Source organism: Variovorax sp. 350MFTsu5.1, from assembly GCF_048302515.1.
Taxonomy (GTDB): domain Bacteria; phylum Pseudomonadota; class Gammaproteobacteria; order Burkholderiales; family Burkholderiaceae_C; genus Variovorax; species Variovorax guangxiensis.
The window spans coordinates 4,593,305-4,605,802 of sequence record NZ_CP157620.1 but is presented as its reverse complement, the minus strand read 5'-3'; the positions used below and the strand labels follow the sequence as shown (position 1 = coordinate 4,605,802).

The window sequence follows — 12,498 nt, the reverse complement described above, 5'->3', positions numbered from 1 at the left end:
AATCGGCCGCTCAGGCGATGCGCCACGGCGGGCGCGAGGGCGACCAATGGTAGGCGATGCGCTCGCGGCCGCTCGTGGGGTGGCGGTCGGTCGCGCCGCGCTCCAGCCCGTAGCGTTCGTAGAAGCGCTGCGCCGAGGTGTTGCCGGCCGCCACGTGCAGCCGCCAGCCGCCGGGAATGCGCACGCAGGCCTCGTCGAGCAGCGCCTTGCCCAGGCCCTGGTTGCGCAGATGAGGCTCGACGAAGAGCTGGGCCACGTACTCGCGCCTCACGAGCAGCACCATGAAGGCCAGCACCTGGCCTTCGCGCTCGGCCAGCACCACGTCGGCGGGCGGCCCGAACTCGGTATGCACGCGATGCAGCCAGTGGGCGATGGGCTCGATGTGCGGCACGTCGCGGTTGGCGGAAATCCAGGCGCGCCGCCAGATGCCCGCCAGCACCATGTTCTCCTCGGCGCCGCCTTCGCGCGACCGCAGGTGGAAGACCGGAGTTTGGGCGGCGGACATGATGCGTTTCATGATACGGCGCGGCGCCGCCGCGGTCGATGGGCCGTGCTCTAGCTGGAGGCCCGCAGAGTCTGCGCGTGGTGCGCGATGTGGTCCGCCATGAAGCTCTGGATGAAGTAGTAGCCGTGGTCGTAGCCCGCGTGGCGGCGCAGCGTGAGCGGCTGGCCGGCGGCGAAGCAGGCGGCCTCGAAGGCCTCGGGATGCAGCTGCTCGGCCAGGAATTTGTCGTCCAGGCCCTGGTCGATGAGGATGCCCTGCGGATACGGCGCCGTGACCTGCGACTTCATGAGCGCGCTGGCATCGTGCGCCAGCCACTGCGCGCGGTCGGCGCCGGGCTCGCCCAGGTAGCCCGCGAAGGCCTTCTCGCCCCATGGGCACTGCGTGGGCGCGCAGATCGGCGCGAAGGCCGACAGCGACCTGAAGCGCCCCGGATGCCGAAGCGCCAGCGTGAGCGCGCCGTGCCCGCCCATCGAGTGGCCGAAGATGCCGATGCGCTCGCCGTCGATCGGGAAGTGCCTGGCCACCAGGGGCAGCAGCTCCTGCACGATCCAGCTTTCCATGCGCCAGTGCGTGGCCCAGGGCTCGGCCAGCGCGTCGAGATAGAAGCCGGCGCCGATGCCGAAGTCCCAGTTGTCCCTGGCGCCGGGAATGCCTTCCACCTCCGGGCCGCGCGGACTGGTGTCGGGCGCGATCAGCGCGATGCCCAGGCTGGCCGCCATGCGCTGCGCGCCGGCCTTGATGGCGAAGGTTTCCTCGTTGCAGGTCAGGCCCGCGAGGTAGAGCAGGGCGGGCACGCGCTCGTACGCGGCCTGCGGCGGCAGGTAGACCGAGAAGCGCATCGGCAGGCCGATCTCGAGCGAATGGTGCTCGACGAAGCGCTGCAGGCCGCCGAAGGCGCGGTGCTCGGAAAGCAGCTTGGGGGTGTTGTCGGTCATTGGGGGTTCTTGTCGTTGCTGCGCAGTGCCGGCACGAGCTCGAGCACGGCGTCGGCGAAGGTGCGTGGCGCTTCCTGCGGCAGGTTGTGGCCGGCCCCGGGCACCAGCCGGTGCGAGCGCGGGCCGCCGAAGCGGTTGGCGTGGGCGGAGGCATCGGCCGGCGGGCGCACGCCGTCGTCGATGCCGTCGAAGGTGATGGCGGGCACGGTGATCGTCGGCTGGGCCGCGAGGCGGCGCTCGATGTCGGCGTAAGCCGGGTCACCCGGCACCAGGCCGAAGCGGTGGCGGTACGACTGGATCACCACGTCCACGAAGTCGGGGTGGTCGAAGGCGGCGGCACTGCGCTCGAAGGTGGCGTCGTCGAACTTCCAGGTGGGCGACCACAGCTTCCACAGCAGCTTCGTGAACGCCTTGCGGTCTTTCTGGAGGCCGGCGCGGCCGCGTTCGCTGTGGAAGTAGTACTGGTACCAGAGGCTGTGCTCGTTGTCGGGCGTGTCGGGTTCCATCGCCTTGGCGATGTTCTGGATGTTGTAGCTGTTGAGGGACACCAGCCCCGCGCAGCGCTCGGGCCACAGCGCCGCGACCACGCAGGCCGCGCGGCCGCCCCAGTCGTAGCCGGCCAGCACGGCGCGCTCGATCTTCAGCGCGTCGAGCAGCGCGAGCAGGTCGGCGCCCAGCGCGGCCTGCTCGCCCGAGCGCGGCGTGGCCTCGCTCAGAAAGCGCGTGGCGCCGTAGCCGCGCAGGTACGGCACGATCACGCGGCAGCCGGCGTCGGCCAGCATGGGCGCGACTTCGGCATACGTATGGATGTCGTATGGGAAGCCGTGCATCAGCAGCACCGGCGGGCCGTCGGCGGGGCCGGCTTCGTAATAGGCGACTTCGAGGACGCCCGCCTCGACCCTGCGCAGGGGTTCCATTCTTTCCGTCACGAGACCACCTTTTAGTAATGAACTGGTGCCTGTTCCAGGAACACCGCGGAACCGGCTCTGCCGGGCCGCAGCTGTTGCCCCCTGAAGGGGGTTGGCGCAGCGACACGAAGTGCGCGAAGCCTGGGGGTGAGTCCGAGGCCACCGCGGAACCGGCTTTGCCGGGCCGCAGGTGTTGCCCCCTGCAAGGGGGTTGGCGCAGCGACACGAAGTGCGCGAAGACTGGGGGTTAGTAAATCACCACGCCGCGGATGGATTCGCCGCGCTTCATCAGGTCGAAGCCGTCGTTGATCTTCTCCAGCGGCATCGTGTGCGTGATCAGGCTGTCGATGTCGATCTTGCCTTCCATGTACCAATCGACGATCTTCGGCACGTCGGTGCGGCCGCGCGCGCCGCCGAAAGCCGAGCCTTCCCACTTGCGGCCGGTGACCAGCTGGAACGGGCGGGTGCTGATCTCGGCACCGGCCTCGGCCACGCCGATGATGATGCTGCGGCCCCAGCCCTTGTGCGTGCACTCCAGCGCCTGGCGCATCACCTTGGTGTTGCCGATGCACTCGAAGCTGTAGTCGGCGCCGCCGTCGGTGAGCTGCACGATGGCATCGACCACGTTCTCCGTGTCCTTGGGGTTGATGAAGTGCGTCATGCCGAACTTGCGGGCCATGGCCTCGCGCTCGGGGTTCAGGTCGATGCCGATGATCTTGTCGGCGCCCACCATCTTCGCGCCCTGGATCACGTTCAGGCCGATGCCGCCGAGGCCGAACACCACCACGTTGGCGCCGGCTTCCACCTTGGCCGTGAAGATCACCGCGCCGATGCCGGTGGTCACGCCGCAGCCGATGTAGCAGACCTTGTCGAACGGTGCGTCCTCGCGGATCTTGGCCAGCGAGATCTCGGGCGCGACCGTGTAGTTGCTGAAGGTGCTGGTACCCATGTAGTGGGCGATGGGCTTGCCGTCGAGGCTGAAGCGGCTGGTGCCGTCGGGCATCAGGCCCTTGCCCTGCGTGCCGCGGATGAGCTGGCACAGGTTGGTCTTGCGGCTCAGGCAGAACTTGCACTGGCGGCATTCGGGCGTGTACAGCGGAATGACGTGGTCGCCCTTCTTCAGCGTGGTGACGCCGGGGCCGACGTCCACCACGATGCCCGCGCCCTCATGGCCCAGGATGGCGGGAAAGATGCCCTCGGGGTCGGCGCCCGAGAGAGTGTAGTAGTCGGTGTGGCAGATGCCGGTGGCCTTGATCTCGACGAGCACTTCGCCGAACTTCGGGCCTTCGAGGTCCACGGTTTCGATGGTGAGCGGGGCGCCTGATTTCCAGGCGACGGCGGCTTTGGTCTTCATGATGTTCGGTCTCGGAAGCGGTGATGGGAGAGGATTCTCAGGCAGGGCCAGCAGGGAAGATACCCGACATGCCGATGAACCCCGGCAGGTGGCGGAAATCCCAGACCCAGTTTCGCAGCGCGGGAAACTCGTCGAGCGAGATGCCGCCTTCGCCCGCGAGCGCCACGTAGGGAAAACAGGCGAGGTCGGCAACGGTGGCCTCCGGCGCCGACGCGAGCCAGCGCAAGCCTTCGGTGGCTCGCTCGGCGAGGTGGTCGTCGAGCACGCGGAATACGGCGCGCGCGCCCGCGCGGCAGGCATCGATGTCGAGGTGGTGATAGCCGAGCGCATCGTGCAGCCGCGCGGCCGAGGCGGTTCGGGTGATCTCGTCGGCGGTGGCGAGCCACTGGGCGACTTCGCCGCGCAGCTTCGCGTCGGCGGGATACCAGCGGCCCTGCGGGTCGTGGCGGCTCGCGAGGTAGACCAGGATGGCCTGCGCGTCGCGCAGCACGAAGCCGTCGTCGTCGATCACCGGCAGCTGGCCCAGTGGATTGACGTTGGCGAGGAACGCGGCCGACCTGTGCTCGCGGCCGGGAAAGAAATCGACCGGCACCGCCTGGTACGCCACGCCCAGCCAGGCCAGCATCTGCCTCACCTTGAAGCAGTTGCCCGAGAGCGGGTAGTCGTAGAGCTTCAGTGTCGCCGTGCTCATGCCGCGGCCCTCACGCCGAAGCGCATGCCGCGCTCGCGCAGCCATCGCCGGTAGGTGACGGAGGAGGTATCGCCGCGCGTGGGCGTCTCGGCGCGGCCTTCGAGCGGCATGCGCTTGAAGGCGTGGTTCTCCAGGATGGGCTTGTCCTGCCCGAAGATGGTGTGCTGGAAGGCGATGAGCTCGGCGTCGGTGGAGTGGTCGTCGTAGCAGGCCAGCAGGGTGTGGGCGATCACGTGTTCCTCGTCGACCGGCTGCAGGAAGATGCCGATCGCATCGAGCTCGCCCGCGCGGAAGCTGCTCTTGTAGAGCATGGCCGAGAAGGGCTGCATCACGCGGTACTTGTAGAGCACCTCGCTGCCCGAGGCGTCGTGCGCGGCGGAGGCGCGAGGCTGCCAGAAGCGGCAGTCGGTGGCCCAGATCTCGCCGGTGGCGGGCTCCACCTGCACCTGGTACTGCGCGACCTCGGTGTGCGGCACCTTGCCGAGGTAGTCGGCATGCACGAAGGGAAAGTGCGCCATGTCCAGGAAGTTCTCGATCACCCGCAGGCCCGACACCGCGACGCCGATGCCGCCGCAGTCGACGCGGCGGCGGCCCGGTTCGCCGTATTCGGGAAAGTCGAACAGCGGGCGGGCGGGGCGGCCGCTCGGGCAGACCCAGAGATAGCCGTAGCTGGATTGCACGGCGAGCGGGGTGTCGCCGAGGCTGCAGCGGTGAGTGCCGTCGGCATCGGTCGACAGCCGCACGGTTTCGCCGAGCAGCCGGGTTTCGCGCGAGGCCGTTGGCGCCGGCGCGGGACCGACGACCAGCCAGTCGTCGAGCATGTTGGGATCGTCGGTGACGAAGGGCATGGGTTTCTCTTCTTTCAACCCTGGGGCAGGGCTTCGATTTCGGTGCGCAGCTGGCGGGCAGCTGCGTGCAAGGCTTTCATGGCGGCCGAACCGGAGGCTGCTTCCGTCCACAGGTGGATGAAGGCGAGCCGGGGCTGGGCGTCGAGGACGAGGGCGACGGTTTCCGTGCCGCCGAGCCGGCCCCGCCAGGAGGAGGAAACCCTGGCCATGCCGTGGCTCTCCAGCGCTTCACGAGCGGCCTGGGCGGGCGCGCGAACCGTCAGCGTGCGGCAGAAGTGCCAGCCGGTGGGAACGGCATCGCGCAGTTCGTCTGGAACCGGCGCAGCCTCGGGCGAAAGATTCACCCACAGCATCCCGGCCGCCTCCGCCGTGCCGAAGGTCTTCGCGCAGACGTTGCGCGGCGCCTGCATGGCGGGGTGCGCCGGAATGCTGGTGCACTGCCCGCTGCCGGCCTCGTACTGCCAGCCGTGGTAAGCGCAGGCCAGGCGGTTGTCGATGACCTGCCCGAGCGTGAAGCGCACGCTGCGGTGGGGGCAGCGGTTTTCCCAGGCTTGGGCGGTGCCGTCGGCGGCGCGCCAGAGCGCAAGTTCCTGGCCTTCGGCGAAGCCGGCGACGATGTTGGCGCCCGGGCGCAGGTCGGCTGAGCGTGCCACGGGGCGCCACGCGGCCGTGTGTTGTGGAGTGTTCATGGAGGGATCGTGGGAAGCGAACTGTTCGCCGGTGATACCGTACCGCTTCCGCCGCACCGATGAAAGTCACATGAAGAGACGCTGCTTTTCATTCCTGCAACGCTGGGCCGCATGAGCCGCATCGATCTCGCCCTGGTCGAGGCTTTCGTGCTGATCGCCAGGAGCGGCAGCCTCACCAAGGCCGAAAGCCTCTCCGGCGTTTCCAAGGCCACCCTGAGCCGGCAGCTCACGCGGCTGGAGGAGCTGCTGGGTGCGCAACTGCTGCTGCGCAGCCCGCGCCGCATCTCGCTCACCGAGGCCGGCCGCGCGTTTCTTGTGCGCGGCGAAGGGCTGCTCGACGAGGTGAAGGGCCGGCTCGAAGAGGCCAGCACCGAGGTCCACGCGCTGACGACGGGCGTGTCGGGCAGCCTCTCGCTGCTGTCGGACACGCAGTTCAGCACCTCCTTCGTCTGCCATGTGGTCAAGCTGTTCCTCGAGGAGCATCCGGACGTGCGCTGCCAACTCGACGTGGCGAGCGGCTTCCATGCGCCTCGGATCGACGACGTCGACTGCTACGTGTGCTCCGAGCCGCCCGATGCGCCGAACCTCGTGGCTCGGCTGCTGGGGCGGCTGAGCTACGGGCTGTATGCGAGCCCGCAGTACCTGGCGCGGCACGGGGTGCCCTCGTCACCCGATGAGCTGGTGGCGCACCAGTCCATCGTGATGAAGGAGCCTTCGGAGCGCTCGCAGGTGCTGCTGGTGTCGGGCGCGGCCAGCTTCGCGTTCGGCCCCGAGCCGGCCTTCGAGACCAACGACCACTGGGTGATGAAGACCTTCTGCATCGACGGCCTGGGCATCGCGCTGCTGCCCGCCTTCTTCGTGCGGCCCGAACTGGAGCAGGGCGTGCTGGTGCCGGTGCTGCCGCAGTGGCAGCCGGAGCCGCGGCGCATCTACTGCGCCTACCAGCGGCAGCGCTACATGGGGCGGAAGCTGCGCTCCTTCGTCGATCTGATGGCGCGCTGCGTGGTCGACATCGACTCGTACAACTACTACGTCGGCTCGTCCGCCGCGCGCAGGCGCAGGACGGCCGCGAGACCATAATCGGCCTCCGTTCGCCAGATTCCCCCAGACAACCATCATGAAGAAGATCCTCGTCCTCAACGGCCCCAACCTCAACCTGCTCGGCACGCGCGAGCCCGAACAGTACGGACGCGACACGCTGGCCGATGTCGAGCGCCTGTGCAAGGAAACCGGCGCGAAGTTCGGCGTCGAGATCGAATGCCGCCAGTCGAACCATGAAGGCGTGCTGATCGACTGGATCCAGGAGGCCGGCCGCGAAGTGGCGGCGGGCAACATGATCGGCGTGGTGATGAACCCCGGCGCCTACACCCACACCTCGATCGCGCTGCACGACGCCATCAAGGGCGCGAGCGTGCCGCTGATCGAACTGCACATCTCGAACGTGCATGCGCGCGAGGAGTTCCGCCACCACTCGTACATCTCGCCGGCGGCGAAGGGCATCATCGTGGGGCTGGGCGTGAAGGGCTACATCCTCGCCATCACGGCGCTGGCGGCCTGACCCGAGCCCGCGGCGCGCTCAGTAGAGTTGTTTGGGCGCCGAGGCCTTCCAGCTGCGGCTGATGCGGCCCTGGCTGTCGATGCTCTCCAGGTGCACGTCGAAGCCCCAGAGCCGGGCGACGTGCTTGAGCACTTCTTCGGCCGTGTCGTGCAGCGGCAGGTTGTTGCGCTGCGTATGGCGCAGCGTCAGCGAGCGGTCGCCGCGCATGGCCACGTTCCACACCTGGATGTCGGGCTCGCGGCTTCCCATGTCGTACTGACGTGAGAGCGACTCGCGCAGCGCGTGGTAGCCGCTGTCGTCGTGGATGGCCGATACCTCCAGTTCCGACTCGCTCTGGAAGTCGCGGATCGCGAAGAAGCGGAAGTCGCGCATCGTCTTCGGACTCAGGAACTGGCCGATGAAGCTCTCGTCCTTGAAGTTGCGCATCGCGTAGTCGAGCGTGCGCAGCCAGTCGGTGCCCGCGAAGTCGGGGAACCAGCGGCGGTCTTCCTCGGTGGGCTTCTCGCAGATGCGCCGCAGGTCGGTGTACATCGCGAAGCCCAGCGCGTACGGGTTGATGCCGCTGTAGGCGCGGTGGCCCACCGGCGGCTGGAAGATCACGCCCGTGTGGGAGCTGAGCCATTCCATCATGAAGCCGTCGGCGAGCTGTCCGCGGTCGTACATGGTGTTGAGCAGCGTGTAGTGCCAGAAGGTGGCCCAGCCTTCGTTCATGACCTGGGTCTGGCGCTGCGGGTAGAAGTACTGCGCGATCTTGCGCACGATGCGCACCACCTCGCGCTGCCACGGCTCCAGCAGCGCGGCGTTCTTCTCGATGAAGTAGAGCAGGTTCTCCTGCGGCTCCAACGGAAAGCGCTTGGCAGCGTCGGCCTCGGCCGCCTGCTCGCTCTTGCGCGGCAGCGTGCGCCAGAGGTCGTTCACCTGCTGCTGCATGTGGCGCTCGCGTTCGGCGCGCTGGGCGGCTTCCTGTGCCAGCGAGCGCTTCTGCGGGCGGCGATAGCGGTCGACGCCGTAGTTCATCAACGCATGGCAGGAGTCGAGCAGCTCTTCCACCGCGTCCAGGCCGTGGCGCTCCTCGCACTCGGCGATGTAGTGCCGCGCGTACACCAGGTAGTCGATGATGGACGAGGCGTCGGTCCACATCCGGAACAGGTAGTTGCCCTTGAAGAAGCTGTTGTGCCCGTAGGCCGCATGCGCGATCACCAGGGCCTGCATGGCCATGGTGTTCTCCTCCATCAGGTAGGCGATGCAGGGGTCGGAGTTGATGACGATCTCGTAGGCCAGCCCCATATGGCCGCGCTTGTAGTTCTTCTCGGTCGAGATGAACTGCTTTCCGTACGACCAGTGCCGGTAGATCATGGGCATGCCCACGCTGGCGTAGGCGTCCATCATCTGCTCGGCCGTGATGACTTCGAGCTGGTTCGCGTACACGTCCAGGCCGTAGCCCCGGGCCGTCTTGGCGATTTCCGAGTGGTAGGTCTCGATGAGTTCGAAGGTCCAGTCCGAAGGGCTGGGCAGGCGGTCCAGTCGAGGGAGGCTGGTGGCCGGAGGAGGGGCGGTGATGGCGGTGTTCATGACGTGACCCCTTCCTTCTTGAACAGGTCGCGGAAGACCGGGTAGATGTCTTGTGCGTCGGACACCTTGCGCATCGCGAAGTTGGGCTCCACGCCTTCGAGCTGCTGGTATTCCTGCCACAGGTTCTGCTCGGTCTCGGCCACCTGCACGTAGGCGTAGTAGCGCACGACCGGCAGGATGTTCTCGACCAGCAGTTCGCGGCAGCGGCCGCTGTCCTGGTGCCAGTTGTCGCCGTCGCTGGCCTGCGCGCCGTACACGTTCCATTCGCCGCTGGGGTAGCGCGCCTTGATGATCTCGTCCATCAGCACCAGCGCGCTGGACACCACCGTGCCGCCGGTTTCCGTGGCGTGGAAGAACTCTTCCTCCGTCACTTCCTGCGCCTGCGTGTGGTGGCGCAGGAAGACCAGGTCGATTTTCTCGTAGTGCCGCGTGAGGAACATGTACAGCAGCATGAAGAAGCGCTTGGCCATGTCCTTGCGCGCCTCGTCCATCGAGCCCGACACGTCCATGAGACAGAACATCACGGCCTTGGCGCTGGGCACCGGTGTCTTCACGCGGTTGCGGTAGCGCAGGTCGATGGGGTCGATGTAGGGCACGTGCCGCATGGTGCGGCGCACTTCGGCGATGCGCTCTTCCGTCTCGCGGATTTCCTTCTGGATGAAGGGCTGCTCGACCTGCGGATGCTTGCGCAGGCTTTCGAGGTGCGCCTCCAGCCGCTTGAGCTCCTTGCGCGGCTCGCCGCCCAGCGCGATGCGGCGGGCGAGGGCGCCGCGCATCGAGCGCACCACGTGCAGGTTGTTGGGCGAGCCGTCGCTGGTGAAGCCGGCGCGGTGGCTCTTCCACTCGGGCACATCGGCGATCTGCGTGCGGATGAGGTGCGGCAGCGCGAGGTCGTCGAAGAAGACGCGCATGAACTCCTCGCGCGTGAGACGGAAGACGAAATCGTCCTCGCCTTCGCCGCTGTCGCTGGCCTCTCCGCTGCCGGAGCCGCCTCCGCCGCCGCCTTCAGGCCGCTTGATGCGGTCGCCCTTCAGGTACTCCTGGTTGCCGGGGTGGACGTACTCGCGGTCGCCGCCGCGGGCGTGGCCGAACACGGGCTCCGACACGTCGTGGCGCGGCAGCGTCACATCTTCGCCCTGCTCCAGTTCGCGGATGTTGCGGCCGCTGACGGCGCGCCTCACCGCTTCCTGGATCTGCCCCTTGTAGCGCCTGAGGAAGCGCTCGCGGTTGCCGATGGACTTGTTCTTGCCCGACAGGCGGCGGTCGATGATCTGCTGCAGGATGGCCACGATGTTGTCAACGCTCCTTGCAAAGAGAGAACGATCGGAAGGGCCGTTTTTCTATGAGCTTTTACGCACCCGCAGATACCACTCGCACAGCAGGCGCACCTGCTTGGCCGTATAGCCCTTCTCGACCATGCGGGTCACGAAGTCCTCGTGCTTCTTCTGCTCGTCGGCGCTGCTCTTGGTGTTGAAGCTGATCACCGGCAGCAGCTCTTCGGTGTTGGAGAACATCTTCTTCTCGATCACCGAGCGCAGCTTCTCGTAGCTGGTCCACGCCGGGTTGCGCCCCGCGTTGCCGGCCCGCGCGCGCAGCACGAAGTTGACGATCTCGTTGCGGAAGTCCTTCGGGTTGCCGATGCCCGCGGGCCGCTCGATCTTCTCGAGTTCGGCGTTGAGCGAGGCGCGATCGAAGACTTCGCCGGTGTCCACGTCGCGGAACTCCTGGTCCTGGATCCAGTAGTCGGCGTAGGTGACGTAGCGGTCGAAGATGTTCTGGCCGTACTCGCTGTAGCTCTCGAGGTAGGCGGTCTGGATCTCCTTGCCGATGAACTCCGCATAGCGCGGCGCCAGAAGCTCCTTGATGTAGCTGATGTACTTCTGTTCGACTTCCGGCGGGAACTGCTCGCGCTCGATCTGCTGCTCGAGCACGTACATCAGGTGCACCGGGTTGGCGGCCACCTCGGAGCTGTCGAAGTTGAAGACCTTGGAGATGATCTTGAACGCGAAGCGCGTGGAAACGCCGCTCATGCCTTCGTCGACGCCCGCGTAGTCGCGGTACTCCTGGATCGACTTGGCCTTGGGGTCGGTGTCCTTGAGGTTCTCGCCGTCGTACACCTGCATCTTGCTGAAGGTGCTGGAATTCTCCGGCTCCTTCAGGCGGGTGAGCACCGAGAGTTGGGCCATCATGCGCAGCGTTCCGGGGGCGCAGGGAGCGTTGGCGAGCGAGGAGTTGCGCACCAGTTTCTCGTAGATCTTGATCTCTTCCGAGGCCCGCAGGCAGTAGGGCACCTTGACGATGTAGATCCGGTCGAGGAAAGCCTCGTTGTTCTTGTTGTTGCGGAAAGCCTTCCACTCGCTCTCGTTGCTGTGCGCGAGCACGATGCCGTCGAAGGGTATGGCGCCGAAGCCTTCGGTACCCTTGAAGTTGCCTTCCTGGGTGGCCGTCAACAGCGGGTGCAGCACCTTGATGGGCGCCTTGAACATTTCCACGAACTCCAGCAGGCCCTGGTTGGCCAGGCACAGGCCACCGGAGTAGGAGTAGGCGTCGGGGTCGTCCTGGGCGAAGGTCTCAAGCTTGCGGATGTCGACCTTGCCGACCAGCGAGGAGATGTCCTGGTTGTTCTCGTCGCCGGGCTCGGTCTTGGCGACCGCGATCTGCCGCAGCACCGAGGGAAAGCGCTTGACCACCTTGAACTGGCGGATGTCGCCGCCGTACTCCTCGAGCCGCTTGACGGCCCAGGGAGAGAGAATTCGATTCAGGTAGCGGCTCGGGATGCCGTATTCCTTTTCAAGGATCTCGCCGTCCTCGACCGCGCTGAAGAGGCCCAGCGGCGATTCGTTCACCGGCGAGCCCTGGATGGCATAGAAGGGCACGTGCTCCATGAGCTGCTTCAGGCGCTCCGCGATGGAGCTCTTGCCGCCGCCCACCGGGCCCAGCAGGTAAAGGATTTGCTTCTTTTCTTCCAGCCCCTGCGCGGCGTGGCGGAAATAGGACACCACTTGTTCTATGGCGTCTTCCATGCCATAGAACTCCTTGAATGCCGGATAGATCTTGATGACCTTGTTCGCGAAGATGCGCGAAAGGCGGGGGTCGTTGCGGGTGTCGACCAGCTGGGGCTCTCCGATGGCCTTGAGCATGCGCTCGGAGGCAGTGGCGTACGCCATGGGATCACGCTTGCAGGTGTCCAGGTAATCCTGCAGCGAGATGACTTCCTCGCGGGTGCGCTCGTAGCGGGCGGCAAAGTTGCTGATCACATCCATGGTCACGCCTCCTTCAGGTCGGTGGGCTTTTGGCCCGATGGCGTGCAGCAAAGGCCTTGCGCAACATTTAAAGGTGTGCCTGCCCATGGCTGCATGCCGTGGAAAACTCCCTTACAACAATCTGCTAACAATCAGCATAAAGCAAAGATTGAACCCGGCAAATCATTTGTTAATT

The 12,498-nt window shown here is 66.5% G+C and carries 12 protein-coding genes; 2 read left to right on the top strand and 10 right to left on the bottom strand.

Going from position 1 to position 12,498, the window contains the following annotated elements; genetic code table 11:
* Window positions 1-10: 10 nt before the first annotated feature.
* The 7 genes from ABL843_RS21035 to ABL843_RS21005 form a co-directional block, all read right to left on the bottom strand.
* Window positions 11-505, bottom strand: a complete 495-nt coding sequence (locus tag ABL843_RS21035; RefSeq protein WP_418117151.1) for a GNAT family N-acetyltransferase — start codon at window positions 503-505, stop codon at window positions 11-13.
* Between the two features lie 50 nt (window positions 506-555).
* Entirely contained in the window at window positions 556-1,440 is an 885-nt protein-coding gene (gene fghA, locus ABL843_RS21030) for an S-formylglutathione hydrolase (RefSeq protein WP_418117150.1), read from the bottom strand.
* On the bottom strand, window positions 1,437-2,357 hold the full coding sequence (locus ABL843_RS21025; protein ID WP_418117149.1) for an alpha/beta fold hydrolase: 921 nt from the start codon (window positions 2,355-2,357) through the stop codon (window positions 1,437-1,439). Before ABL843_RS21025 ends, fghA begins: the two co-directional genes overlap by 4 nt.
* Before the next feature lie 238 nt (window positions 2,358-2,595).
* On the bottom strand, window positions 2,596-3,702 hold the full coding sequence (locus ABL843_RS21020) for an S-(hydroxymethyl)glutathione dehydrogenase/class III alcohol dehydrogenase (protein ID WP_126024865.1): 1,107 nt from the start codon (window positions 3,700-3,702) through the stop codon (window positions 2,596-2,598).
* 37 nt (window positions 3,703-3,739) lie between these two features.
* Entirely contained in the window at window positions 3,740-4,393 is a 654-nt protein-coding gene (locus tag ABL843_RS21015) for a glutathione S-transferase family protein (RefSeq protein ID WP_418117147.1), read from the bottom strand.
* Window positions 4,390-5,241: an aromatic ring-hydroxylating dioxygenase subunit alpha gene (locus ABL843_RS21010; RefSeq protein WP_418117146.1), complete on the bottom strand. Its 852-nt coding sequence runs from the start codon at window positions 5,239-5,241 to the stop codon at window positions 4,390-4,392. The genes ABL843_RS21015 and ABL843_RS21010 overlap by 4 nt, the downstream gene beginning before the upstream one ends.
* Before the next feature lie 14 nt (window positions 5,242-5,255).
* Window positions 5,256-5,930: a Rieske 2Fe-2S domain-containing protein gene (locus ABL843_RS21005; protein WP_418117145.1), complete on the bottom strand. Its 675-nt coding sequence runs from the start codon at window positions 5,928-5,930 to the stop codon at window positions 5,256-5,258.
* A gap of 111 nt (window positions 5,931-6,041) precedes the next feature.
* Between ABL843_RS21005 and ABL843_RS21000 the strand changes: the two genes are divergently transcribed.
* Both ABL843_RS21000 and aroQ read left to right on the top strand, forming a co-directional pair.
* Window positions 6,042-7,010: a LysR family transcriptional regulator gene (locus ABL843_RS21000; protein WP_418117144.1), complete on the top strand. Its 969-nt coding sequence runs from the start codon at window positions 6,042-6,044 to the stop codon at window positions 7,008-7,010.
* A gap of 37 nt (window positions 7,011-7,047) precedes the next feature.
* The gene (gene aroQ / locus ABL843_RS20995) at window positions 7,048-7,488 is read left to right on the top strand and encodes a type II 3-dehydroquinate dehydratase (protein ID WP_126024870.1); all 441 of its coding nucleotides are present in this window, start codon (window positions 7,048-7,050) and stop codon (window positions 7,486-7,488) included.
* Window positions 7,489-7,506: 18 nt separating this feature from the next.
* Here the strand turns inward: aroQ and ABL843_RS20990 are convergent, their stop codons facing one another.
* From ABL843_RS20990 to ABL843_RS20980, 3 genes are read right to left on the bottom strand one after another with little or no spacing between them, the layout of a single operon-like run.
* Entirely contained in the window at window positions 7,507-9,060 is a 1,554-nt protein-coding gene (locus ABL843_RS20990) for a SpoVR family protein (RefSeq protein ID WP_418117143.1), read from the bottom strand.
* Window positions 9,057-10,349, bottom strand: a complete 1,293-nt coding sequence (locus ABL843_RS20985; RefSeq protein ID WP_184641403.1) for a YeaH/YhbH family protein — start codon at window positions 10,347-10,349, stop codon at window positions 9,057-9,059. Before ABL843_RS20985 ends, ABL843_RS20990 begins: the two co-directional genes overlap by 4 nt.
* Window positions 10,350-10,400: 51 nt before the next feature.
* A complete protein-coding gene (locus tag ABL843_RS20980) occupies window positions 10,401-12,323 on the bottom strand; it encodes a PrkA family serine protein kinase (protein WP_126024873.1) in 1,923 nt (640 codons plus the stop codon).
* Between the last annotated feature and the right edge of the window lie 175 nt (window positions 12,324-12,498).

Coding starts and splice junctions, on each gene's coding strand:
- ABL843_RS21035 (WP_418117151.1), bottom strand. CDS start 505: ATGTCCGCCGCCCAAACTCCGGTCTTCCACCTGCGGTCGCGCGAAGGC.
- fghA (WP_418117150.1), bottom strand. CDS start 1,440: ATGACCGACAACACCCCCAAGCTGCTTTCCGAGCACCGCGCCTTCGGC.
- ABL843_RS21025 (WP_418117149.1), bottom strand. CDS start 2,357: ATGGAACCCCTGCGCAGGGTCGAGGCGGGCGTCCTCGAAGTCGCCTAT.
- ABL843_RS21020 (WP_126024865.1), bottom strand. CDS start 3,702: ATGAAGACCAAAGCCGCCGTCGCCTGGAAATCAGGCGCCCCGCTCACC.
- ABL843_RS21015 (WP_418117147.1), bottom strand. CDS start 4,393: ATGAGCACGGCGACACTGAAGCTCTACGACTACCCGCTCTCGGGCAAC.
- ABL843_RS21010 (WP_418117146.1), bottom strand. CDS start 5,241: ATGCCCTTCGTCACCGACGATCCCAACATGCTCGACGACTGGCTGGTC.
- ABL843_RS21005 (WP_418117145.1), bottom strand. CDS start 5,930: ATGAACACTCCACAACACACGGCCGCGTGGCGCCCCGTGGCACGCTCA.
- ABL843_RS21000 (WP_418117144.1), top strand. CDS start 6,042: ATGAGCCGCATCGATCTCGCCCTGGTCGAGGCTTTCGTGCTGATCGCC.
- aroQ (WP_126024870.1), top strand. CDS start 7,048: ATGAAGAAGATCCTCGTCCTCAACGGCCCCAACCTCAACCTGCTCGGC.
- ABL843_RS20990 (WP_418117143.1), bottom strand. CDS start 9,060: ATGAACACCGCCATCACCGCCCCTCCTCCGGCCACCAGCCTCCCTCGA.
- ABL843_RS20980 (WP_126024873.1), bottom strand. CDS start 12,323: ATGGATGTGATCAGCAACTTTGCCGCCCGCTACGAGCGCACCCGCGAG.